Source organism: Streptomyces sp. P5F9 (genome assembly GCF_057961495.1).
Genome location: NZ_JBXVPZ010000122.1, coordinates 1 through 22,343, shown reverse-complemented (window position 1 = coordinate 22,343; position 22,343 = coordinate 1). Strand labels below are relative to the sequence as shown.

General features: G+C 71.4%; 21 protein-coding genes. 12 read left to right on the top strand and 9 right to left on the bottom strand.

What is annotated here, in order from left to right:
- Positions 1-400, bottom strand: a 400-nt coding sequence (locus tag AC31A1_RS20875; protein ID WP_489654755.1) for an AAA family ATPase, incomplete at its 3' end; no start/stop codon positions are given.
- 156 nt (positions 401-556) lie between these two features.
- On the opposite strand from AC31A1_RS20875, the gene AC31A1_RS20870 reads away from it, so the two are divergent.
- The gene (locus AC31A1_RS20870) at positions 557-1,909 is read left to right on the top strand and encodes an SWIM zinc finger family protein (RefSeq protein WP_489654754.1); all 1,353 of its coding nucleotides are present in this window, start codon (positions 557-559) and stop codon (positions 1,907-1,909) included.
- A 31-nt stretch (positions 1,910-1,940) separates the two neighbouring features.
- Entirely contained in the window at positions 1,941-3,566 is a 1,626-nt protein-coding gene (locus tag AC31A1_RS20865) for a DUF5691 domain-containing protein (RefSeq protein WP_489654753.1), read from the top strand.
- A gap of 45 nt (positions 3,567-3,611) precedes the next feature.
- Here AC31A1_RS20865 and icmB read toward each other — a convergent pair whose 3' ends face one another.
- A complete protein-coding gene (icmB, locus tag AC31A1_RS20860; protein WP_393759690.1) occupies positions 3,612-4,037 on the bottom strand; it encodes a coenzyme B12-dependent isobutyryl CoA mutase small subunit in 426 nt (141 codons plus the stop codon).
- Between the two features lie 70 nt (positions 4,038-4,107).
- Here icmB and AC31A1_RS20855 point away from each other — a divergent pair, with 70 nt between their 5' ends.
- From AC31A1_RS20855 to AC31A1_RS20845, 3 genes are all read left to right on the top strand, one after another.
- Entirely contained in the window at positions 4,108-4,398 is a 291-nt protein-coding gene (locus tag AC31A1_RS20855; RefSeq protein WP_489654752.1) for a hypothetical protein, read from the top strand.
- A gap of 115 nt (positions 4,399-4,513) precedes the next feature.
- Positions 4,514-5,404, top strand: coding sequence for a lipase family alpha/beta hydrolase (locus AC31A1_RS20850; protein WP_489654751.1), 891 nt, complete (start codon positions 4,514-4,516; stop codon positions 5,402-5,404).
- Positions 5,405-5,643: 239 nt separating this feature from the next.
- Complete coding sequence (locus AC31A1_RS20845; RefSeq protein ID WP_489654757.1) at positions 5,644-7,158, top strand: M23 family metallopeptidase; 1,515 nt, start codon at positions 5,644-5,646, stop codon at positions 7,156-7,158.
- Positions 7,159-7,195: 37 nt separating this feature from the next.
- Here AC31A1_RS20845 and pcrA read toward each other — a convergent pair whose 3' ends face one another.
- On the bottom strand, positions 7,196-9,697 hold the full coding sequence (gene pcrA / locus AC31A1_RS20840; protein ID WP_489654750.1) for a DNA helicase PcrA: 2,502 nt from the start codon (positions 9,695-9,697) through the stop codon (positions 7,196-7,198).
- Between the two features lie 284 nt (positions 9,698-9,981).
- On the opposite strand from pcrA, the gene AC31A1_RS20835 reads away from it, so the two are divergent.
- Positions 9,982-10,932 carry a C40 family peptidase gene (locus tag AC31A1_RS20835; protein WP_489654749.1) on the top strand — a complete coding sequence of 317 codons (951 nt, stop codon included), beginning with the start codon at positions 9,982-9,984 and terminating at the stop codon, positions 10,930-10,932.
- Positions 10,933-11,029: 97 nt separating this feature from the next.
- Positions 11,030-12,019, top strand: coding sequence for a tellurite resistance/C4-dicarboxylate transporter family protein (locus tag AC31A1_RS20830; RefSeq protein ID WP_489654748.1), 990 nt, complete (start codon positions 11,030-11,032; stop codon positions 12,017-12,019).
- Here the strand turns inward: AC31A1_RS20830 and AC31A1_RS20825 are convergent.
- On the bottom strand, positions 11,997-12,350 hold the full coding sequence (locus tag AC31A1_RS20825; RefSeq protein ID WP_019055618.1) for a hypothetical protein: 354 nt from the start codon (positions 12,348-12,350) through the stop codon (positions 11,997-11,999). The two genes, AC31A1_RS20830 and AC31A1_RS20825, sit on opposite strands and share 23 nt — an antisense overlap.
- Positions 12,351-12,766: 416 nt before the next feature.
- Here AC31A1_RS20825 and AC31A1_RS20820 point away from each other — a divergent pair, with 416 nt between their 5' ends.
- Positions 12,767-13,843: a C40 family peptidase gene (locus AC31A1_RS20820; RefSeq protein WP_489654747.1), complete on the top strand. Its 1,077-nt coding sequence runs from the start codon at positions 12,767-12,769 to the stop codon at positions 13,841-13,843.
- 40 nt (positions 13,844-13,883) lie between these two features.
- Here the strand turns inward: AC31A1_RS20820 and AC31A1_RS20815 are convergent, their stop codons facing one another.
- Both AC31A1_RS20815 and AC31A1_RS20810 read right to left on the bottom strand, forming a co-directional pair.
- Positions 13,884-14,603: a response regulator transcription factor gene (locus tag AC31A1_RS20815; RefSeq protein ID WP_327401845.1), complete on the bottom strand. Its 720-nt coding sequence runs from the start codon at positions 14,601-14,603 to the stop codon at positions 13,884-13,886.
- Complete coding sequence (locus tag AC31A1_RS20810; protein WP_489654746.1) at positions 14,600-15,892, bottom strand: ATP-binding protein; 1,293 nt, start codon at positions 15,890-15,892, stop codon at positions 14,600-14,602. Before AC31A1_RS20810 ends, AC31A1_RS20815 begins: the two co-directional genes overlap by 4 nt.
- Before the next feature lie 421 nt (positions 15,893-16,313).
- Here AC31A1_RS20810 and AC31A1_RS20805 point away from each other — a divergent pair, with 421 nt between their 5' ends.
- Entirely contained in the window at positions 16,314-17,735 is a 1,422-nt protein-coding gene (locus tag AC31A1_RS20805; RefSeq protein WP_489654745.1) for a PspC domain-containing protein, read from the top strand.
- On the top strand, positions 17,722-17,964 hold the full coding sequence (locus AC31A1_RS20800) for a hypothetical protein (RefSeq protein WP_489654744.1): 243 nt from the start codon (positions 17,722-17,724) through the stop codon (positions 17,962-17,964). The genes AC31A1_RS20805 and AC31A1_RS20800 overlap by 14 nt, the downstream gene beginning before the upstream one ends.
- Positions 17,965-18,043: 79 nt before the next feature.
- On the opposite strand, the gene AC31A1_RS20795 is transcribed toward AC31A1_RS20800, so the two are convergent.
- Positions 18,044-18,574, bottom strand: a complete 531-nt coding sequence (locus AC31A1_RS20795; protein ID WP_489654743.1) for a DoxX family protein — start codon at positions 18,572-18,574, stop codon at positions 18,044-18,046.
- A 140-nt stretch (positions 18,575-18,714) separates the two neighbouring features.
- On the bottom strand, positions 18,715-19,995 hold the full coding sequence (locus AC31A1_RS20790; protein WP_489654742.1) for a hypothetical protein: 1,281 nt from the start codon (positions 19,993-19,995) through the stop codon (positions 18,715-18,717).
- A gap of 209 nt (positions 19,996-20,204) precedes the next feature.
- On the opposite strand from AC31A1_RS20790, the gene AC31A1_RS20785 reads away from it, so the two are divergent.
- On the top strand, positions 20,205-21,092 hold the full coding sequence (locus AC31A1_RS20785; RefSeq protein WP_489654741.1) for a DUF4429 domain-containing protein: 888 nt from the start codon (positions 20,205-20,207) through the stop codon (positions 21,090-21,092).
- A gap of 5 nt (positions 21,093-21,097) precedes the next feature.
- Here the strand turns inward: AC31A1_RS20785 and AC31A1_RS20780 are convergent, their stop codons facing one another.
- The gene (locus AC31A1_RS20780) at positions 21,098-21,892 is read right to left on the bottom strand and encodes a class II aldolase/adducin family protein (RefSeq protein ID WP_393759717.1); all 795 of its coding nucleotides are present in this window, start codon (positions 21,890-21,892) and stop codon (positions 21,098-21,100) included.
- A gap of 177 nt (positions 21,893-22,069) precedes the next feature.
- Between AC31A1_RS20780 and AC31A1_RS20775 the strand changes: the two genes are divergently transcribed.
- On the top strand, positions 22,070-22,343 hold a 274-nt coding region (locus AC31A1_RS20775; RefSeq protein WP_489654756.1), incomplete at its 3' end, for a pyridoxamine 5'-phosphate oxidase family protein.

Below are 22,343 nucleotides of genomic sequence, written 5' to 3'. Positions count from 1 at the left end.
CCGGGGTGCCGGCGGTGCCCTGCACGATCAGGGTCGAGTCGCCGCTGACCGCTGCCGCGAGGTGCTCGGACACCCAGGTCTTGGCGGTGCCGGGCACGCCGAGCAGGAGCAGGGCGCGGTCGGTGGCGAGGGTGGTGACGGCGACCTCGACGATGCGGCGCGGGCCGACGTACTTCGGTGTGATCACCGTGCCGTCCGGCAGGGTGCCGCCGAGCAGATAGGTGGCGACCGCCCACGGCGACATCTTCCAGCGGACCGGACGCGGCCGGTCGTCCTGCGCCGCCAGCGCGGCGAGTTCGTCGGCGAAGGCGTCCTCGGCGTGCGGACGCAGTGCCTCCGGCCGCTCGGCCGTCTGCTTCTCACTCGCCTGCGCGTTCATGGGTTCTGCGGACACAGTCATGGCTGAGGCCCCCTCCAGCTCGGCCGGTTCGGATCTGGTGTCCACCGTGCACCACGCCACTGACAATGCGATCTGACCTGCGGAAATGCGCTGGCGGAGCCATCCACCGAACCGCTCGCGGGCCGATTGTCAGTGCCGGGATCTACCTTCGATGACATGACTCAGCAGGGGGTGCGCTGGACGGCTGATCAGGTGCTGGCACTGGCGCCTGACGCAGCGTCACGCAAAGCGGGAAGCAAGCTCGGGGCGGCGGGGCCGTGGTCCGAGGCGGGCAGTTCTGACGAGGGGACGGTGTGGGGGCTGTGCAAGGGCAGTGGCAGCAAGCCGTATCAGACGGTCGTCGACATCGCGGACACCGCGGGGCCGGCGTACAAGTGCAGTTGTCCGAGCCGCAAATTCCCGTGCAAGCACGCGCTGGGACTGCTGCTGTTGTGGGCGGGCGGGGACGGCGCGGTGCCGTCGGGGCAGGCGCCGGACTGGGCCGGGGAGTGGCTGACGGGACGGCGGAAGCGGACGGAGGAGAAGCCGGCGGCAGGGGCGTCCGGTTCCCCCGCCGCCGCTGATCCGGAGGCGGCGCGGCGCCGGGCTGAGCGCAGGGCCGAGCGGATCACCGCGGGCGCGGGCGAGTTGGAGCAGCGGCTGACGGACCTGCTGCGCACCGGCCTGGCCTCGGCGGAGCAGGCGGGGTACGGGCTGTGGGAGGAGACCGCGGCCCGCATGGTCGACGCCCAGGCCCCCGGACTGGCCGCCCGAGCAAGGGAGTTGGGGGCGATCCCGTCATCGGGTCCCGGCTGGCCGGTCCGACTGCTGGAGGAGAGCGCGCTGCTCCACCTCCTCGACCAGGCCTGGCTGCGCCGCGAGCGCCTGCCCGACGACCTGGCGGCGACGGTCCGTTCCCGCATCGGCCTGCCCGCCTCGCCGGACGGCCCACCGCTCCGCGACCAATGGCTGGTCCTCGCCCAGTACGACACCACGGACCCGAAACTGACGACCCGAAGAATATGGCTGCACGGCACGGACTCGGGCCGCACGTCCCTCCTCCTCTCCTACGGCGCCGCGGGCCGCGCCCCCGAGCTGGCGCTGCCCATAGGGCTGGCCCTGGACGCGGAGGTGTCCGCGTTCCCGGGTGCCGGGCAGCTCCGGGCGGCTCTGGGAGAGCAGTTCACGGCACCCTCGCCTACGACGGCTCGACCGCTGGGGGTGACGACGGCACAGGCCGCCGTCCATTACGGGGAGGCCCTACGGCACGACCCCTGGCTGGATGCGGTCCCGGTGACGCTGGACCGGGTCGTCCCCACCCCGGACGGCGACTCCTGGCAACTGGCGGACGCCGACGCGGACTTGGCGCTCCCGCTCACCCCGGCCGCCCGTTCCCGCCCCGGCCTGTGGCGACTCGTCGCGCTCTCCGGCGGCGCCCCGGTCAAGGTCTTCGGCGAACTGGGCCACCGCGGCTTCACCCCGCTGACGGCCTGGCCGGAGGGGGCGGGAGAGCCGGTGTCGCTGTGCTGAGCCCACTCACCAACTCGATGGAAGGCACCGCATGAACAGCACCCCCGCTCCGGCGCCCAAGGCGGGCGACTGGGAGGAACTCGTCACCACGGCGCTGCTCGGCACGGACCGCCGTACACCTCCGGGGCGTGCGCCGGGCCAGGACGCACCCGTGGCGCTGCTGGACGCGGCGGCCGTGGAGACCGTACGGCGGCGGGCGGGGCTGTGTCCGGCGCGGGCGGCACAGCGTCCGGAGCCCGCCGCGCCCGACACGCGTCCGGCGCTGCCCGCCGCGGCGGCCCGCAGGCTGGCGATGCTGCTGACCGACCGTCCGGGTACGGGTGGTGGGGGCCGTAGGGGCACCTCGCCGGATCTCATGGAGTTGCTGCCCCAGTGGCTGGCGGCGGCCAACGCGCGCGGGTTCGCCGCGCCCGTGCAGGCGTTGCCCGCGCTGCTGGACGCGGCCCGGGGGCGTACGGATCTGCGGCCGGCGGCGCTGGAGTTCGCGGGCCCGCGCGCGTTGTGGCTGGCCCGGCTGAACCCGGACTGGCGGTTCGCCCTGCGCGCGACACCGGGCGGCGGCACGGCCCTGCCGGCTCTCGACGACCCGGAACAGGTTCAACTGCTATGGCAGGAGGGGCTGTTCGCCGAGCGGGTCGCCCTGCTCGCGGCGATACGCGCGCACCAGCCCTCAGCCGCACGCGAGTTGCTCGTCACGACCTGGGGGACGGAGCGGGCGGAGGACCGGCTGATGTTCCTCGACTCGCTGCGGATGAGGCTCTCCGCCGAGGACGAGCCGTTCCTGGAGCAGGCGTTGGCCGACCGGAGCCGGAACGTCCGTGCCACGGCCGCGGAGTTGCTGTCGGCGCTCCCCGACTCGGCGCTCGCCGCGCGGATGGCGGTCCGGGCGTCGGCCTGCGTGGCCGTCGACCGTACGCGCGAGGAACCGGGTCTGGTGGTCGAGGCACCGCACGAGTGCGACTCGGGCATGGAGCGGGACGGTGTGGTGGCCAAGGCTCCGGCGGGACGGGGTGAACGCTCGTGGTGGCTCGGCCAGTTGGTGGAGGCGACTCCGCTCGCGACCTGGGAACGGCGGCTCGGCGGACGTACACCCGCAGAGATCGTGGCGCTCCCGGTGGCGGACGACTGGCGGAGCGAGCTGCACGCCGCGTGGTGCCGGGCGACGGTGCGGCAGCGGAACGCCGAGTGGTCCCGGGCGCTGCTGGGGACGCCGTCGGCGCCCGAGGCGGGCGGGCCGGGGGCGGTGTCCCTGGCCGAGCGCGCCAAGCTGCTGAGCACGCTGGACGGGGTTGAACGGGCCGACTGGGTCGCCGGGTTCATCGCGGCGCAGGGGTTGTCCGAGGCGTTCCAGCTGCTCGGGGTGTGTGCGGTGCCGTGGGCCGCGCCGCTGGGGCGGGCTGTCGTGGACGCGCTCAACATCGCGCGGGACGCGGGGAGTTATCCATGGAGCTTCAGCGGGGTGATGGGGCTGGCCGAGCGGTGTCTCGATCCGGCCGAGGCGAGTCGGCTGGACGGGTTGCTGGCGGTGCCGGACGAGACGGAGGACGCGGCGCCGGGAGCGGGGGGTTATTGGGCGGAGGCGTTTCAGCGGCTGGTCACGACGTTGCGGTTGCGCGCGGCGATGACGGAGGAGCTGGGGGCGGTGCAGGTTGGCTGAGTAGCCGGCCCGCGCTGAGAAGCGAACCCCGGACGGGCTGCACAGTCACCGGAGCCCAGTAGCGGAGCCCTGTCGCACGTTCTCCCGCACCCAGTCCACGATCGCCTGCGTCGTCGCGCCGGGCGTGAAGATCTCTGCGACGCCCTTCTCCTTGAGGGGGGCGATGTCCGCCTCGGGGATGATGCCGCCGCCGAAGACGAGGATGTCCTCCGCCTCGCGCTGTTTGAGGAGGTCGATGACCGCGGCGAAGAGGGTGTTGTGGGCGCCGGAGAGGATGGAGAGGCCGATCGCGTCGGCGTCCTCCTGGATCGCGGTGTCGACGATCTGCTCGGGGGTCTGGTGGAGGCCGGTGTAGATGACCTCCATACCGGCGTCGCGCAGCGCCCGCGCGATCACCTTGGCCCCGCGATCGTGGCCGTCGAGTCCCGGCTTGGCCACCACCACGCGGATCGGACCGGCTGCCACACCCATCACTGCCTCCATGAAGCGACTGCGTTCATCCCTACCCACGGGTACCGCGGTACCCGCTTCAGTGCGGGAAGTGAACGAACGTTATCTCCAGCATCCCGCAACCGGCAGTTTCGCGGCGGATACCGAGGGGGAAATCACACGATGGGACACGTTCGCCGCGCAGCGTTCCAGCGGGAACAAGCGCACCGGGAGCCGCAACGAGGTCGCCGTACCACCGCGCCGCAGGCCGCGCGGCGCGGTGGTACGGCGCATCGGCGCAGGCACGAAGGGCACGCAGGGCAGGTACGGCACGACAGCGGGAAGCCTCGTCGCCAGACCGACAGGGCTCCTCGGTACGTCGACGGCGTCGGTCACGCCGTAGGCCGCGATCACTCCGCGCGCACCCCTCGGGCACCGTCGGTGACCCTCGCCGTGGCCTCCCACGAGGGCACACGGGGGACGGAGCTGTCGTTCCGTGTGCCGACAGGAGGTCGGCCATGAAGGTCACCGGGGCTGCACTGCCCTTTCTCCCCCTCTGTCAGCGCCTCCTGCCCAGCAGGCTGGCGGGCCTCTCGATGACCCTCCTGAAAGCGACCGCCCTGGAGATCGTGATCCTCGCGGGCCACCTTCTCCTCTACCCCTCCGGCATCACCCAGGAGCGCCGGGAACCCCTGCCCGAGCCGCCCTCACCCAAGGACGCGGCACAGCTGCCGACCGAGGCGAAGCCTCCGGTGGTGCTGCTGCACGGGTTCATCGACAACCGCTCGGTCTTCGTGCTGCTGCGCCGCTCCCTGGCCCAGCACGGCCGCCGACAGGTCGAGTCGCTCAACTACTCGCCGCTGACCTGCGACATCCGCACCGCCGCCGAGCTGCTCGGCCGGCACATCGAGGAGATCTGCGAGCGCACGGGCAGCCGGGAGGTCGACATCGTCGGGCACAGCCTCGGCGGGCTGATCGCGCGGTACTACGTGCAGCGGCTCGGCGGCGACCTGCGGGTCCGCACGCTGGTGACGCTCGGCACCCCGCACTCCGGCACGGCCGTCGTCCCGCTGGCCAATGCCCACCCGATCGTCCGGCAGATGCGGCCCGGCTCGCCGGTGATCGAGGAGCTGACCCGTCCCGCGCCCGGCTGCCGTACGCACTTCGTCAGTTTCTGGAGCGATCTGGACCACCTGATGGAGCCGCTGGAGACGGCCTGCATCGACCATCCCGACCTGATCGCCCAGAACGTCCAGGTCAGCGGCATCGGACACCTCGCCCTGCCGGTCCACCCGGCCATCGCGACCGGCATCCGCCAGGCCCTCGACACCCCGCTGCCGGAAACCCCGGCCGCGACCCGCACCGGCGCCCGCGCCAACACCCACACCGGCGGTCTGACAGTGGCCTGACCGGGTACCGACAGCGGGCGCACAGCCACCCGAAGATCGAACGCTATTCGAACCCACGGCCAAACCCGTGCCCGCCGTCCCCCAAAACACGGCCGAATGCCCGTTTCCTGCTGCCGCGAAACCTGACGAAGATTGTCGCGCCCGCATACTGCCGGGTACAGTCCACCGCACTGCTCTGGCAGCCCCTGTTGTCGAGGCGAATAGAGAAGTTGGTGAACGATCGTCACCCGTCGGGGACCATGACCACCCCGGCTCCGGCTTCCGATGCCACCTCGGCGCACTACGCGTCGTACGGCGGCCAGGACGCCCACTACGGTGACTTCACCACGTACGGCGACCACACCGCCACGGATTTCCACCCGGGCGCCCAGGCCACCGCGAGCTTCGCCACCGACCCTCTCTTCGGCGACATGCCGGGCAACGGCCAGGGCCACGACACCGGGTCGCACGCCACCGGTGCCTACGACTCCTCCGCCTGGTCCACGGGTGCCCAACACACCCTGAACTACGACCCGTACGCGGCCCAGCACCACGCCGCCTACGACACGGGCGCCTACGAGACCACCGCCTGGTCGGCCGACTACCAGCAGCTGTCCGCCATTCCGCCGCAGACCGGTGCCCCCGACGTCAGCGGTCAGTGGGACGCGAACGCCTGGCTCCAGCCCGACACTTCGGCGCACGCCGCCACACCCGCCGACCAGACCCAGCAGTGGCAATGGGGCACGCAGACCTTCGACACCGGCGCGTACGACGCCACGCAGTGGAACGCCGACGGCACCGCCGCCGACGTGGCCACCACCTTTGAACAGGCTTCGTACGACGGGACGCACGAGGGCGCGTACGACGAACCCGCCCCGGAAGACGGCGAGTTGACCGCCACCGGCGAGCTGCCCGCCCTCGACGAGGCCGAGCCGGACCAGCAGGACGGGGCCCAGACCCACCCCGAACTCCTCGACGACCAGGAGGAGTTCACCCCGAGCCCGGCCCCGGCCGGCTCGCGCGCCGCGGCCCGCAACGGGAGCCGTTCCCGCCGTCGTACGCCTCCGAAGCGGTCCGCGCTGATGACCATCGCCGTGCCGTCCGCGTGTGTGATGGGGGTCGCCGGGATCGCCGCCGCGTCCGTCGGCACGCTGACCGGCGGCAGCGACACGACGGCTTCCGCCTCGGACACGGCCTCGGTCAAGCCGTCCGTCGCGAACAACAAGCTGGACGCCCAGATCAAGAGCCTGTCGGCCGGTGCCGACGACTTCGCCGACCGGGCCAGCCGTACGCAGGAACGTATCGACCTCAAGGCCCAGCAGGAGGCCGAGAAGAAGAAGGCGGCGGCGGAGGCGGCCCGCAAGGAGCGGCTGCGCCCCAAGTACGTGCTGCCGGTGACGCAGAAGGGTCTCAGCGCCTACTTCGGCCAGGCCGGCGTCAACTGGATGTCCGTGCACACGGGCATCGACTTCCCCGTCTCGTACGGCACGACGGTGATGGCCGCGACCGACGGCGTCGTCTCCACGAAGTGGAACAGCGCCTACGGCAACATGCTGATCCTCACGGAGAAGGACGGCACGCAGACCTGGTACTGCCACCTCTCCAGCTACCGCGTCGCCCCCGGTACGACGGTGAAGGCCGGCGACCCGATCGCGTACTCCGGGAACTCGGGCAACTCCACCGGCCCGCACCTGCACTTCGAGGTGCGCCCGGCGGGCGGGGCGGCGATCGACCCGCTCCCGTGGCTCCGCAGCCACGGACTCGACCCGACCTGAGCCGCCCCAACTCCCTTACGGCTCAAGCCACTACGGCTTACAGCTTCTCCACCGGCGCGTACCGCAGCAGCAGCCGCTTCGGCTTGGGCTCCCCGAAGTCGACCGTCGCCTCCGCGTTCGACCCCGTGCCCTTCACGCCGACCACCGTGCCGAGCCCGAACTGGTCGTGCGTGACCCGGTCGCCGACGGCCAGCGCCACGACCGGCTTCTCCGAGGTCCTGCGCGTGGCGAAGCCCGAGGCACCCGACGCCGACGAACGCGAGCGGGACGAAGACAGCGAGGCCGCGATGCCCGAGGCCGGACCCGTCGACGGCGGAGCCGCCATCGCGCCGGTCCGCTTCCACTCCACGTGCGCCGCCGGGATCTCCTCCAGGAAGCGGGAGGGCGGGTTGTACGACGGCTGCCCCCACGCGCTGCGCAGCGACGAGCGTGTCAGGTAAAGGCGTTCCCGCGCGCGCGTGATGCCCACGTACGCGAGGCGCCGTTCCTCCTCCAGCTCCTTGGCCTGGCCGAGGGCGCGCATGTGCGGGAAGACGCCGTCCTCCATGCCGGTGAGGAAGACGACCGGGAACTCAAGTCCCTTGGCGGTGTGCAGGGTCATCAGGGTGATGACTCCGGAGCCGTCCTCGTCCTCGTCGGGGATCTGGTCGGAGTCGGCGACCAGCGCCACCCGCTCCAGGAACGCGGCGAGCCCGACCGGCGTCTCACTCTCCCCCTCGCCTGAACTGTTCTCCTGCTCAAACTCCAGGGCTACGGCGGCAAGTTCCTGGAGGTTCTCGATGCGGGTCTCGTCCTGCGGGTCGGTGGAGGCCTGCAACTCGGCGAGGTAGCCGGTGCGTTCGAGGATGGCCTCCAGGACCGTCGCCGGGCCCGCGCCGGAGTCGACGATCGTACGGAGGTCCTCCATGAGCGTGTTGAACTTCCTGACCGCGTTCGTCGACCGCGCGGCCATGCCATAGGCCTCGTCGACGCGCTTCAACGCCTGCGGGAAGCTGATCTTCTCGCGCTGCGAGAGGGCGTCGATCATCGCCTCGGCGCGCTCGCCGATGCCGCGCTTGGGGACGTTGAGGATGCGGCGCAGCGGGACCGCGTCCTCCGGGTTGGCCAGGACGCGGAGGTAGGCCAGGACGTCCCGGACCTCCTTGCGCTCGTAGAAGCGGACGCCGCCGACGACCTTGTAGGGCAGGCCGACGCGGATGAAGATCTCCTCGAAGACACGGGACTGGGCGTTCGTCCGGTAGAAGACGGCGACGTCTCCGGCCTTCGCGTCGCCCGCGTCGGTGAGACGGTCTATCTCCTCGGCGACGAACTGCGCCTCGTCGTGCTCGGTGTCCGCGACATAGCCGGTGATCTGCGCGCCCGCGCCCGCGTTGGTCCACAGGTTCTTGGGGCGGCGGGACTCGTTGCGCTCGATGACCGCGTTGGCGGCGCTCAGGATCGTCTGCGTGGAGCGGTAGTTCTGCTCCAGGAGGATCGTCGTCGCGTTCGGGTAGTCCTCCTCGAACTGCAGGATGTTGCGGATCGTCGCCCCACGGAAGGCGTAGATCGACTGGTCGGCGTCACCCACGACGCACAACTCGGCGGGCGGCAGGTCGTGTTCGCTGGGCGGGACGTCGACCGGGTGCTCGGAGGTGCCGACCAGCTCACGCACGAGCGCGTACTGCGCGTGGTTGGTGTCCTGGTACTCGTCGACCATGACGTGCCGGAAGCGGCGGCGGTAGTGCTCGGCAACGTCCGGGAAGGCGCGCAGCAGGTTGACCGTCGTCATGATCAGGTCGTCGAAGTCGAGGGCGTTGGCCTCACGCAGCCGCGACTGGTACATCGCGTAGGCCTGGGCGACGGTCTTCTCGAAACCGTCGGCGGCCTGGGCGGCGAAGTCCTCCTCGTCGATCAGCTCGTTCTTCAGGTTCGAGATCTTGGCGCTGAAGGACTTCGGGGGGAAGCGCTTCGGGTCGAGGTCCAGGTCACGGCAGACCAGCGCCATCAACCGCTTGGAGTCGGCGGCGTCGTAGATCGAGAACGAGGACGTGAAGCCGAGCTTCTTCGACTCGCGGCGCAGGATGCGGACGCACGCGCTGTGGAAGGTCATCACCCACATCGCGTTGGCGCGCGGGCCGACGAGCTGTTCGACGCGCTCCTTCATCTCGCCCGCGGCCTTGTTGGTGAAGGTGATCGCGAGGATCTGCCCGGGGTGCACATTGCGCTCGCCGAGGAGGTAGGCGATGCGGTGGGTGAGCACGCGGGTCTTGCCGGAGCCGGCGCCGGCCACGATGAGCAGCGGGGTGTCGGAGTGGACGACGGCCGCGCGCTGGTTCTCGTTCAGCCCGTCCAGGAGTGCGGCCGGGTCGACCACCGGGCGCGGGGCGCCGTCCCGGTAGTGGGCGTCTCTGCTCGCGGGCACGTCGAACTTCCCGCCGAACAGGTCGTCCGGAATCGGCTCCGGTACGTGCTCGTCCTCGGGCGGTGGCGGGGGCTCTCCCTCGTGGGCCCGAGGGCCCTGGAGATCCGCCAGGAAGCTGTCGTCAAAGAGGCTGCTCATCGCCTTCCGAGTTTAGGGCGCCCCACTGACAACCGACTGCCACCCCGGGAACTCGGGGAAATTCACGGACCAGAACCGGTCGATCACGATCAGCGATGGCCGGTTCCGCATGTGATCGAGGTCGCTGAGACATGTCAGGCATATCGAACATCAACCTTCACACAAGCCACACGAATTGGTTAGCGTGCGTTCAAGCCGCACGCCCCCGCCGACCTGGGGTGAACCGGTCCAACTCCCTTTCGTGGCACGGACCGTAGGGCACCATCTGGAAGGAGTCGCCTCCTTTGGCGTCGTCGCACCGCAAGCCGCGTTCCGCGGGCAAGCGCATCGCAGGCATATGGACACCCGCCGCCGACGACGGCAACCCGGGCCTCGGAGAGGTCGAGAAGAAGGTCGACGACCTCTACCGGCGGGCGGAGTCGGCGACCGAGACGTACAACGCGGCCAAGGAGAGGGCGACCAGGCAGCGCAAGCGCGTCGACTCCCGCCCGGACGGCACGGCCGAACGTGCGCAGAGGCCCAACTCCGCGCGGGAATGGCTGGGTTCGTTCACCGCCGCGCAGTACCGCACCGGGGCCTCCGCCCCGGACGCCTCGACGTTTCTACTCCCGGACACCCCGCACGACTACTTCGAGCAGGCCCAGCTGATGAGCCGGCTGACCAGCCGCCAGAAGAACGCGGTGCGACATGAGACGGCCGAGAGCCTCCACACCCCCGCCGACACGCACGGCGACCTGAGGGCGGCCAAGGCCACCGTCCAGAAGAAGCTCTCCACCGCGCGCGAGCTGCTGGCGCGGCCGACCGCGCGGAAGCAGCAGACCGAGGCGGCGCGGAGCACCCCTTCCGGCTCCCCGCCCTCCGCCGGCTCCTTCTACGCCGCCAAGGCCGCCAAGGCCGTCGCCTTCGCTCGCGCCCAGGTCGGCAAGCCGTACGTCTGGGGCGCTGCCGGCCCCGGCTCGTACGACTGCTCGGGCCTCACCCAGGCCGCCTGGAAGGCCGCCGAAGTGACCCTCCCGCGCGTCATCACCGACCAGGCGAACGCCGGCACGACGGTCTCCCTCACCGACGCGCACCCCGGCGACCTGGTCTTCTTCCACGACGACATCAGTCATGTCGGTGTCTACGTAGGCGACGGCATGATGATCCACGCCCCGAAGCCCGGGGCCTACGTGCGCGAGGAGTCGGTCCACTGCGACGGCGCGGCGACCGTCCACAGCGTGGTGCGGCCAGCCTGAGCGGGTTCTCGGCACGCACGCACGCGTGCAGGTGTTTTTGAGCTCCACGCGCGCGTGGCCCGTCGTCGGTACCGGGGCCGCTCCCTAGCATCGGGCCATGTCCGGTACCGGTATCTCCCGCTTCCGCACCTGGTGGGCCCAGCGTCCGCCGGCGGCCGGGGCCGTCGTGATGGCCACCGCGATCATGTCGGTCGGCCTGCGCGTCACGGGGTACGAGGTGCTGTCCCGTATCGCCTTCGCGGTGGCGTGCGCCTTCTGGCTGGGGCTGGCCGCGGACTTCGCCGTACGGCTGCTGCGGGACCGGCGGAGGTGGCTCACGGAGGCGGGGACGCCCGGTGCGCTGACCGCCACGGCCGCGACCGCCGTACTGGGGACGCGGTTCTCGGCGGCGGGCCGGCAGACGGTGGCCGAGGCGCTGCTGGCGTCGGCCGCGCTGCTGTGGCCCTGGCTGCTCGTGCGGGTCGTACGGAACTGGCAGGGGCGCATGCCCGGGACCGTGTTCCTCGGCTGTGTGGCCACGCAGTCGCTGGCCGTGCTGGGGGCGACGATCGCTGGGGCCGAGTCGGTGGCCTGGCTCGCGCACACGGCGCTGGTGCTGTTCTGGTTCGGACTGGTCCTCTACGGGTTCGCGCTGGCCCGTTTCGAGTGGCGGCAGGTGATCACCGGGGCCGGGGACCACTGGATCGTCGGCGGTGCGCCGGCCGTCTCGGCGCTGGCCGGGGCGAAGCTGATCGCCGCCGACAGCGCGCGCCTGTACCTGTGGAACTCCGACGACCGGGGCGTCCTGCGGGCCGTGACGGTGACGTTGCTGGTGCTCGACGTGGCCTGGTGTGTCGTCCTGCTGGGCGCCGAGATCGCCTGGCCGCGGCTGCGCTTCGATGTGCGGCGCTGGTCGACGGTGTTCCCGCTCGGGATGACGGCGGCGGCCATGCTGTCCGTGGGGGCCGCCGTGGACGTCTCGTGGCTGCGGACGCCCGGGGAGGTGGTGCTGTGGATCGCGGTGGCGGCCTGGCTGGTGGTCGCCGCGGGGACGGTCCGGTTCTGCCTCGCCGCCACGTCCGGGGTCACGTCCACAGGACGGCGATGAAGATGTTCACCATGGTCAGCCCGCCCACCAGCGCGAACTGACTCTTGTCGACCGTCTCCTCGTCCCGCTTCACATAGACGAGGCCGAGGATCACGATCAGCAGCGCGAGCTTGATGCCGATCTTGATGTTGTTGACGTGCTGATCGTCGGCCTGGTTGAGGCCGACCAGGATCGCGCCGGTGACCAGCATGGTCAGCGCGCCGTGCAGCATGCCGGGGACGAAGCGGGCCGTGCCCTGGCCCATCGCCTTCATCTGGGTGAGGAAACCGCCGAGCAGCGCGGCGATGCCGATGATGTGCAGGCCGACGAAGAGATGGATGAGTACGTCCATGAGGCCGGAGCCTAATCAGGGGCCCGGAGGGCGACCGACACCGCCCCTCCGTAGCGGCCCGCATGACCTTGCATATATGCGGCCCATAGCACCGCGCCGTCCCGCCCCGCGCCGGAACCGCCGCTTCGGTCAGCGCTCCGCGTGAAGGCGGCGGCCCCGGACCGGAATCACAGTCACTTACGGTCAATTGCCGATCACCTCATGTCAGTTGTGTACATGCGTTACCGGGCCGTCACCGTCAGGTTTAGCGTCCTCCACCAGGTGACCGGCTCCCCACCGCCGCCCGGACCAGGGGCGGCAGTCGGCCACCATCGCCGAAGAATGTCCGGCGGCGGCCCGCTCCCCCTGTGCGGGCAGCCGCCGGACGCGCAATCGCCCGCTCCCCCGGCGGTCGTACGAAAGGACGTGCAGTCCACGTGGCAGCGCACCGCAAGCCCCGACAGCGCTCGCTCAGCGGCAATACAGCCCGTACGGCGGCGACGATCGCCCTCGCGGGCGCGGCCACGGCGACCGGCTTCGACGGGACCTCGCACGCAGAGCCACAGCTGACACCGACACAGGTCAAGGCCAAGGTGGACAAGCTGTACCAGGAGGCGGAGGTCGCGACCGAGAAGTACGACGGCGCGAAGGAGAAGGCGGACGCGGCCGAGAAGCAGCTGAACACTCTGCGGGACGAGGCGGCGCGCAAGACGGAGAAGCTCAACTCGGCCCGGGACTCGCTGGGTTACGTCGCCGCCGCCCAGTACCGCAGCGGCGGCATCGACCCCGCGGTGCAGCTCATGCTCTCGGACAACCCCGAACGGTATCTGGACGGCGCCGAGTTCGCCGACCGGGTGGGCCACCGGCAGACGGCGGCCGTCGAACTCGTACGGCAACAGCTGCGCGAGATCGAGCAGTTGCGCGGTGCCGCGCACATCGAGCTGACCTCGCTGAAGTCGCGACAGGCTGAGCTCGGCAGGCAGAAGAAGACGATCAACGGGAAGCTGGACCAGGCGCGGCGGCTGCTGTCCGCGCTGCCCGCGCAGCAGCGCGCCCAGGTCGAGCAGACCACCGGCACCTCGGGGCGCGCGTCACGGTCGGCGACCACGACACGGGACGGGCTGCACGCGTCCGGCTCCTCCGCGGCCACGGCCGACGCACCCAACTCCCGCGCTGCGGCGGCCGTTTCCTACGCCTATCAGAAGCTCGGCAGCCCCTACGTCTGGGGCGCGACCGGCCCCAACGCCTTCGACTGCTCGGGCCTGGTCCAGGCCGCCTACAACTCCGCCGGAGTCTCCCTGCCCCGCACGACCTACGCCCAGATCAACGCCGGCCAGCGGGTCTCCCGGGACGAACTCCGCCCCGGCGACCTGGTGTTCTTCTACTCGGGCATCAGCCATGTCGGCATCTACGTCGGCGACGGCCAGATGATCCACGCCCCGAACCCGACGGCTCCGGTGCGGCTGGCACCGATCGACCAGATGCCGTTCGCGGGGGCGACACGGGTGGTGTGACGCCCTGCCGGACAATCCCCCCGGTGAACTCCCTTACGGGTCACACCAGTCGGCGTGCCGTGGCCCACCGCGTCAGCTCGTGCCGGTTCGACAGCTGGAGCTTCCGCAGCACCGCCGAGACATGGGACTCGACCGTCTTCACCGAGATGAACAGCTGCTTGGCGATCTCCTTGTAGGCGTAGCCGCGCGCGATGAGGCGCAGCACCTCGCGCTCGCGCTGGGTGAGGCGGTCGAGGTCCTCGTCGACCGGCGGGGCGTCGGTCGACGCGAAGGCGTCCAGGACAAAGCCGGCCAGGCGGGGCGAGAAGACCGCGTCGCCCTCCTGGACCCGGAAGATGGAGTTGACGAGATCCGTGCCGGTGATCGTCTTGGTGACGTAGCCGCGCGCGCCGCCGCGGATCACCCCGATCACGTCCTCCGCCGCGTCCGACACGGACAGGGCGAGGAAGCGGACGGGCTGCTCGGCGTCGCTCATCAACGGGGCGCAGCGGCGCAGGACTTCGACCCCGCCGCCGCCCGGAAGGTGGACGTCGAGGAGGACCACCTCGGGGCGGGTCGCGGTGATGACCGTGACCGCCTGGTCGACGTCCGCGGCCTCGCCGACCACCTCGACACCGGTCTCCTCGGTGCGGCCGATCTCGGCCTGGACCCCCGTACGGAACATGCGGTGGTCGTCGACGAGGACCACGCGCACGTGACGCCCGCCCGCGCTCCCGCCGGTCGGCTCCGCCGGTTCGTTCGTCTCGGTCGCGTCGCTCATGACGTCTTCTCCACCCTCTCCATCTCCAGCTCGACCTCGGTACCGCCGTCCGGCACCGCGCGCAGTCGTGCCGTACCGCCGTGGCGCTCCATACGGCCGATGATCGATTCTCTGACACCCATGCGGTCGTCGGGTATCGAGTCGAGGTCGAAGCCCGGTCCGCGGTCACGGACGGACACGAAGACCGTCTTCCCCTCCACCTCGGCGTAGACCTGTACGGCGCCGCCCTCGCCACCGTACTTGGCCGCGTTCACCATCGCCTCGCGCGCGGCCTGCATCTGGGCGCCGATTCTCTCGTCGAGCGGGCAGTCGCCGACGACGACGACCTCGATGGGGACGCCGTGCTTGTCCTCGACCTCGGCGGCGCTGCGGCGCACCGCCTCGGCGAGGGTGTCGGGTTCGTCGGCCTCGTCCTTGCCGGTGCCCTCCGGTTTGTAGAGCCAGGCGCGCAGGTCGCGCTCCTGGGCACGGGCCAGGCGGCGCACTTCGTTGGGGCTCTCCGCGTTGCGCTGGATCAGGGTCAGGGTGTGCAGCACGGAGTCGTGGACATGGGCGGCGACCTCGGCACGCTCCTGGGCGCGGATGCGCATCAGGCGCTCCTCGGAGAGGTCCTGGGTCATCCGCACGAGGTACGGGCCGGCGAGCAGCGTGATACCGACGAGGACCGCGAGGGCGGCCTGGAGGACCGAGCCGAGGTGGCTGGTGGAGCCCTGGAGGACGAAGATCGCGGTGGCGCCGGCGGTGACGAGCAGGACGCCGCCGCCCGCGCGCAGCAGGCTGAGCGTACGGCGGCGGCTGCCGACCTCGGCCCAGCGGGCGCGGCGGGCGTTGTCCGCCTGGCGCCAGACGAGGGCGACGCCCGCGCCGACGAGGACGGTCGGGAAGAGATAGGCCTTGGCACCGCTGCCCAGGTTCACATTGCCGACGAAGACCAGCGCGACGACGACCATGAGGAGGAGGGCGACGATCTGGCCCTTGTCCGGCTTGCGGGCGACGAGTCTGCGGCGGCCGTCCGGCGAGGTCTCGGTGGAGACGAGCGACGGGGGGCGCTGACCGGCGACCCCGCCGACGCCGAGCGGCACGAAGAACCAGAACGAGGCATACAGCAGCGCGCCGAGTCCGTCCGCGAGGAACAGCCCCACGAACACCAGCCGCACCCAGATCACCGGCAGCCCGAGATGCCCGGCGAGCCCCCGCGCCACACCACCGAGCCAGCGACCGTCACTGCTGCGGTAGAGCTTGCGCGGCGGCCGCGGGTCCTCGACGGGCAATGCTGCGGCTTCCGGCATGCCACCGATGTTCACACGCCCCGCCGTTCAGGGCATCAGGGTCGACCCCCGAGACTCCCCTGATCTTCGAATTCCGCGCGCTCGGTCCGCGAAATCGGCGTACCGCGGGGGTTCTGACGGGTTGCCGGAAGGCGAAGCGGGTGACAGCGGTCCGTGGGCCGGTGGCTGCTGCGGCTGCGGCTGATCTGAGCGCCACCGGCACACGAGTCGGTCGCAGTGTCGGTCGCGTGGCACGGAAGTCCGGCGGGCAACCGGGCGCCGGCAGCAACCGTGCCCGACCGGCGAACAGCTCGCGGCACAGCCCACCCGCGCGCACCACAGCCCCTCGAACACTCCCCCGGTCCGGGTCAGGGCGGATTTCAGGGTTCGGCCAGGGTCGTCCCGACTGCCATCGGCGGCTCGCGGCGGGCAGCATGGACGCATGACAGATCACGAGCGCGCCGCGACGGGTCCGGGACCCGGCTCCGGCCCACGTCCGCGAGCGGGCGGCGGGCCGCAGGACGCCGTGCCCGGCGCGGGTGCCGCCTCTTCGCCGGGTGCCGTGCCCGGCGGCGGCACCGCGACCGCGGCTCCGCACCGGTTCCGGCGGGACCGGCGGTCCAAGGTGCTCGCGGGGGTGTGCGCGGGGCTCGGGCGGCAGTGCGACATGGACCCGGTGATCTTCCGGATCACGCTCGCCGTGCTCTCGGCGACGGGCGGCATCGGCCTCATCTTCTACGGCTTCGCGTGGCTCTTCGTCCCGTACGACGACGAGGAGGAGAACGAGGTCCGCAAGCTCTTCACCGGCCGCGTGGACGGCCAGGCCCTGGCGGCCGTGCTGTTCGCGCTGGTCGGCTGCGGTGTGTTCCTGTCGATGCTGAAGAACGCGAGCGTGCTGACCTTCGCGGTCGTCCTCTCCCTCCTGCTGGCGGGCGCGGGGTACTGGTCGCAGCAGCGCGGCGCCCCCGACCCCGACCCGCTCGCAGCGCAGGCCGTCGCCGACGCCCCGCCGGAGGCCCAGGCGCCGCCGGTGGCCACCGCCTACCCCTCCTGGTGGCGTGATCCGATCGTCAAGGACGGCACCCACGTCGGTGGCACCGGATATCTGTGGGGCCCCGGCGACTCCCGCGACCGTGACATCGCGGATGTGATCGACGTCAGGCTCGCCCCCTCGTACCCGCACTGGCCCGCGGATCAGCGGGCTCCCCGCCCGGTGCCTCCGAGAGCGCGCGGCCCGCGCTGGATCGGCGGCTGGGTGTTCCTGCTCGCGCTCCTGGCGGGGGGCCTCGGCACCGCCGCGAAGTGGGACGACCAGGCGCTCGGCACCAGCCTGCAGGCGGGCCTGGCCTGTGCGCTCGTCGTCTTCGGCCTGGGGATCGCAATCAGCGCGTTCCTCGGGCGTACGGGGGCGGGGTCGGTGTTCCTCGCGATCGTCACGGCCGGCCTGCTCGCCGCCTCGGCCGCCCTGCCCAAGGACCTCACCACCCACTGGGAACACCTCACCTGGCGGCCCGCGGCGGTGGCGGACGTACAGCAGAAGTACGACCTGGGGAACGGTGTGGGCACGCTCGACCTGAGCCGGCTGCGGCTGGCCAAGGGGCAGACGGTCTCGACGGACGCCGAGGTGGGCGTCGGGCAGCTGAAGGTCATCGTGCCGGCGGACATGACGGTGAAGCTGAGTGTGGACGTACGCGTCGGGGACATCCAGTTGCCCGGTGACGACAAGAAGGACGTGGACGTGGAGCCGGGCAAGCACAAGCAGGTCACCCTGACCCCGGCGACGGGCGTCAAGAGCACCGGCACGCTGGACCTGGACCTCCAGGTCGGCGTCGGACAGGCGGAGGTCAGCCGTGCTGCGTCATGAGTTCCAGCCCGGAAAGCTGGTCGCCGGCCTCTTCCTCGCCGCCGCGGGCGTGGTCTACGCCGGGGACGCGGGCGGACTGTGGGTGACCGAGTGGTTCGCGGTGATCCCCCTGGTCACGGTCGGCCTGATCCTGGCCGGCGTGGTGGCGGGCATCAACGGCGCGATCCGCAGACGCCGAGAGGCCGGCCGCAGGAACACGGCCGACCCCGGTCCGGACATATCCGGCTGAAGATCGCCTACGAACGGGACTGACAGCCCGCCCGGAAAGAGCCCGTCGGCTTCACCGCCGGCGGCTCCCGCCTCGGGAGCTACCGGTAGCCTCCCGCCCGCTGCCTTCGCCTTCCGCGGATCGCCGCGTCCAGGGAGAACACGGAGGCGCCCGCGAGGACGAGGGGCAGCCAGGCCATCAGGTAGGCGAGGTCGTTGCCGTAGTAGTACGGGTCGTTGGCCCAGCTGATGGTCAGCCACAGGCTGAGCGAGATCAGCGCGCCGCCGAGTGCGGCGAGGCGGGCCAGCAGGCCGATCAACGTGCCGATGCCGACGGCGAGTTCACCGAAGGCGATGGCATAGCCGAAGCCGACGGGGTTCTTCAGGGCCAGGTCGACCAGGGCCGGGATCGCCGACGAGTCGCGGACCGCGCGCATCGTCTCGCCGATCGAGCCGGCGCCGGAGGACTTCATGAAGGCACTGTCGGTGAGTTTGTCCAGGCCGGCGTAGATGAAGGTGACGCCGAGGAAGACGCGCAGTGGGAGCAGGGCGTATCGGGTGGCGGTGTCCCGCCAGCTCCGGTCGCCGTCGAGGTACGGGGTTTGCGTATCCATTCGAGTGCCGTGAGTCATCGCCCTTAGCCGCCTCTCGCCCGCTGTGCCGTGACCCCTCAACTGACCATACGTACGAATAGGGGGACCCGCTCAATCATGCTTCAACCAGTTTTCGCGACTTTGGTACGGCTCGTGCGGTGGGCGTCCCGTCGCAGGCGTCAGTCCGTGACGTCGACGACGCAGGAGTTCGTCTCCACGCCCGCCGCGGTCACGACCTGTACCTCCACGCGGCCGGGCTCGACATCGACCGGGACCGGGACGGTCAGCAGGGTGTCCGTCGGGTTGGAGAAGCCGCCGGTGACCGGGACCAGGGGGACGTGGACATTGACCGGGCCGATGCGGACGACCATGCGGGAGAGGCGGTCGGCGGTCTGGGCACCCGGCGGCACGAAGCCCGCGCCGCGGATCTCGATGTCGTCGCCGGTGCGGATGGGGGCGTCGAGGTCGCCCGCCTCGCGGGAACGCACCACCGAGAGAATGACCGGACGGCCGCCCTCCGCGTACTTGCCTGCCAGGTATGTCGCCGCCGAGATCAGGACCACCACCGCCAACCCCCAGGGCAGGTCGGGCAGTTGGTCGGGGCGGCGGGCCAGGCGGACGGCCACGAAGACGAGGGCCACGGCGCTGATCGCGACGTACTGGATGTCGGCGAAGGTGCCGCGGCCCGCGTCGTCGGTGAGGAGGTCGGCGGCACGGGGGCGGTCGGCGGGGAGTTTCTGGAGGCGCTGGCCCAGCACGCGCAGGCCGACGACCCGGCGGACGAGCACGGCGATCGCGCAGACCACGGCGAGGACGGTCACCACACCGGCGCCGCGGGCGAGTTCGAGGCCGGAGATGAGGGCGTCGCGTTCGGCGTGGTCGGAGGCGGCGGCGAGGCGGCCGGCCAGGACCAGCACCGCGTACACCACGAAGAGCACCCAGGACACGGCCACGGCACGGGAGGTCGACAGCCGGTTGTCCTCACCGATGACCGGGGCCAGCGCCCCGCCGCGCGCCCGGTGGAACCAGGAGGCCGCCGTCAGGGCGCCGGCGACCACGAGCGCGGCCAGCAGTCCGGCCGTGCGGGCCGCCGTCCAGCCCGCGCCGATCGCGGTGAGCGCCTGCACCAGGAGCAGCACGACGAAGGCGCTCCACACCGCGAAGGCCGTGCGGTGCCACAGGCGCGCCAGCCAGGCGCCGCCCTCGGCGCGGCCGCGTTCGGCGACGACGTCCGCGGACTGGGTCAGTTCGTCCGAGACCCACTGCCGGGAGGCGGACACCGAGTGCGCCACCGCCGCGGGCAGCCCCTCTCCGGCCGCGAAGCCGTCCCGCTTGACGAGGAACGCGGCGACCGCGCGCCGATGCCCCTCACGTGCTCCGTGCGGGCAGTCCCCGCAGGTGCAGCCGCCTCCGTGGGCACCGACGTGCTCGCCGCCCTGTCTCGCCTCCTGCACCGCCACGCCCGACGCCTGCCTTCCCCATGCCCCTCGGCCCGCGACCCCGGACCCTCACGTTCGGCGGCCGGCTCCGAAGCCTTTGGCCACCGCCTTGCAACTCCCGTACGACAACAGCGGATTGTGCCCTACGGGACACGGCCCGCGTCCGGCAGGTCTGGTCAGCGCGGGTGAAGTGACGACCGCCGTGTTGACCCGGCTGCGAGAATTTCCCTATGGCCGAGATCATCCAGCGCGACGGGACCTGGGCCTTCGACGGCACAACGGTCCGTATCACGCCGGGACTTCACCGCTCCGTGCCACTGTTCCGGCAGACGTACGGGGAGATCGTCGTGCCCCTCGAAGCCGTCGCGGGCGTCGTCTACGAACCCGAACGCAAGCGTGGCCGACTGCGGCTGAGACTGCGCGAGGGCGCCGACCCGCTGCTCCAGGCGACCGGCGGTCGGCTGCCGGACGCGGCGGATCCGTACCGGCTGATGGTGGACATCGACCGGTCCGGGGTCGCCGAGTACGTGGCGGAGGAGATCCGGCACGGGCTGCTCCTCGACCAGATCCCCAAGGAGCCCACCAAGGCCTATCTCCTGCCCGGCCCGCCGGTCCCGGTCTCGGTGCGTTCGTCCGACGGCACGGTGTCGTTCGACGGCGCCCAGGTACGCATCGACTGGGCCGACACCTCGGAGCGCGTCAAGCGTGCCACCGGGCCGCGCATAGTCGCCGTGGGCGACCTGGTCCAGGTGGAGTGGCTGCCCAACTCCGGGTACGAGGACGGGTTCATGCGGTTCGTGACCCGCGAGACGGTGTTCTCCAAACTGCCGCCGGAGAAGGACCCGTACGCCCTCGATCTGTGGGGCAGCACCCGCCGGGACCTGCTCACCGCGCTGGTCGCGACGGCGGTGACCGCGCGGCTGCCGCATCCGTCGGCCCGGGGCGACGGCGAGTTCACGGACCGCCCGCCGCGGGCGGCCGGCGTCCCGCCTCCGGCCGACCATCACGACGTACTCCTGCGCAGGCTGCGGGAGTTGGGGGAGCTGCACCGGGAGGGGGTGCTCACGGACGAGGAGTTCACGATGACCAAGGCGGCGGTGCTGCGGGGTTTCCGGTAGGGGCCTCAGCTGAGGAGGTCCGGTTCGCTGCGGCTGATGTCCTGCCACAGGGGCTGGTAGTTGATCCATGCGACGAGGTCGCCGCCGGTCTGTTCGCGGGTGGCGACGGCGAGTTTGTGGTCGATGAGGAGAGGGCGGCCGGCCGCTTTCGCGAGGAGCTGGACCTGGCACGAGCGTTCCATGGACAGGAACCACCAGGCCGCCGCGTCCACCGAGTCGCCCACGGTGAGCAGGCCGTGGTTGCGCAGCACGAGGGCCTTGCGCGAGCCGAGGCCGGCGGCGATCCGCTTGCCCTCCTCGGCGTCGACGGAGACACCGCTGTAGGCGTCGTAGAGCGCGTGGTCCTCGTAGAACGCGCAGCTCTCCTGGCTGATCGGGTCGAGGAAGTCGCCGAGGGCGGAGAGCGCGCGGCCGTGCACGGAGTGGCAGTGGGCGACCGCGACGACGTCCGGGCGGGCCGCGTGGACCTGCGAGTGCACGGTGAACGCGGCCTGGTTGACGTGGTGGCGGCCCTGGAGCACCTGGCCGTCCGAGTTGGCCAGCACCAGATCGCTCACGGTGACGTGCCGGAAGGGCATCCCGAAGGGGTTGACCCAGAAGCAGTCGGTGAACTCGGGGTCGCGCGCGGTGATGTGTCCCGAGACCCCGTCCTCGAAGCCGTACCGGCCGAACAGGCGCAGGGCGCCCGCGAGCCGTTCCTTGCGGTGCCGGCGTTCGTCCTCGACCGACTCGTGCATCGGCGGCATGGCGAACCGCAGCTGGTCGGTGGGCAGGGGGGAGGGCGGTGTCGGCCCGTGCATCGGTCCTCCAGCACTGGGTTCCTGGTTACCGGCGGAAGTTACCGTCAGTGAGGCGAAAAGGGCAGTGGTGTTCTGTAAAGATGCGGCACCAAGCGTGCCCGGCGTCCCTCAATCCGGACAGTGGATGTCGGGTATCGGCGGGACAGTGACCGTATGGCATCGGACATGACGTCGGACATGACGTCGAACTGGGCGGTATTCGTCGCCGCGGAACCCGACCTCGCCGCGACCGTGGAGGAGCGCTTCGGTGCCTTCACGCATCACGTCCTCGCGACGCTGCGCAAGGACGGGTCGCCGCGGACGAGCGGGCTCGAAGTGCGGTTCCTGGACGGGGAGTTGTGGCTCGGGATGATGCCCGACTCGCTCAAGGCGCTGGATCTGCGGCGCGATCCGCGGTTCGCGCTGCAGGCGAACCCGGGGGCGGGTACGGAGATGGGCGGCGGGGATGTGC

Excerpts from the sequence above, each read along its gene's own strand:
- AC31A1_RS20870 (WP_489654754.1), top strand. The coding sequence starts at position 557 with ATGACTCAGCAGGGGGTGCGCTGGACGGCTGATCAGGTGCTGGCACTG.
- AC31A1_RS20865 (WP_489654753.1), top strand. The coding sequence starts at position 1,941 with ATGAACAGCACCCCCGCTCCGGCGCCCAAGGCGGGCGACTGGGAGGAA.
- icmB (WP_393759690.1), bottom strand. The coding sequence starts at position 4,037 with ATGGGTGTGGCAGCCGGTCCGATCCGCGTGGTGGTGGCCAAGCCGGGA.
- AC31A1_RS20850 (WP_489654751.1), top strand. The coding sequence starts at position 4,514 with ATGAAGGTCACCGGGGCTGCACTGCCCTTTCTCCCCCTCTGTCAGCGC.
- AC31A1_RS20845 (WP_489654757.1), top strand. The coding sequence starts at position 5,644 with ATGACCACCCCGGCTCCGGCTTCCGATGCCACCTCGGCGCACTACGCG.
- pcrA (WP_489654750.1), bottom strand. The coding sequence starts at position 9,697 with ATGAGCAGCCTCTTTGACGACAGCTTCCTGGCGGATCTCCAGGGCCCT.
- AC31A1_RS20830 (WP_489654748.1), top strand. The coding sequence starts at position 11,030 with ATGTCCGGTACCGGTATCTCCCGCTTCCGCACCTGGTGGGCCCAGCGT.
- AC31A1_RS20825 (WP_019055618.1), bottom strand. The coding sequence starts at position 12,350 with ATGGACGTACTCATCCATCTCTTCGTCGGCCTGCACATCATCGGCATC.
- AC31A1_RS20815 (WP_327401845.1), bottom strand. The coding sequence starts at position 14,603 with ATGAGCGACGCGACCGAGACGAACGAACCGGCGGAGCCGACCGGCGGG.
- AC31A1_RS20810 (WP_489654746.1), bottom strand. The coding sequence starts at position 15,892 with ATGCCGGAAGCCGCAGCATTGCCCGTCGAGGACCCGCGGCCGCCGCGC.
- AC31A1_RS20805 (WP_489654745.1), top strand. The coding sequence starts at position 16,314 with ATGACAGATCACGAGCGCGCCGCGACGGGTCCGGGACCCGGCTCCGGC.
- AC31A1_RS20795 (WP_489654743.1), bottom strand. The coding sequence starts at position 18,574 with ATGACTCACGGCACTCGAATGGATACGCAAACCCCGTACCTCGACGGC.
- AC31A1_RS20785 (WP_489654741.1), top strand. The coding sequence starts at position 20,205 with ATGGCCGAGATCATCCAGCGCGACGGGACCTGGGCCTTCGACGGCACA.
- AC31A1_RS20780 (WP_393759717.1), bottom strand. The coding sequence starts at position 21,892 with ATGCACGGGCCGACACCGCCCTCCCCCCTGCCCACCGACCAGCTGCGG.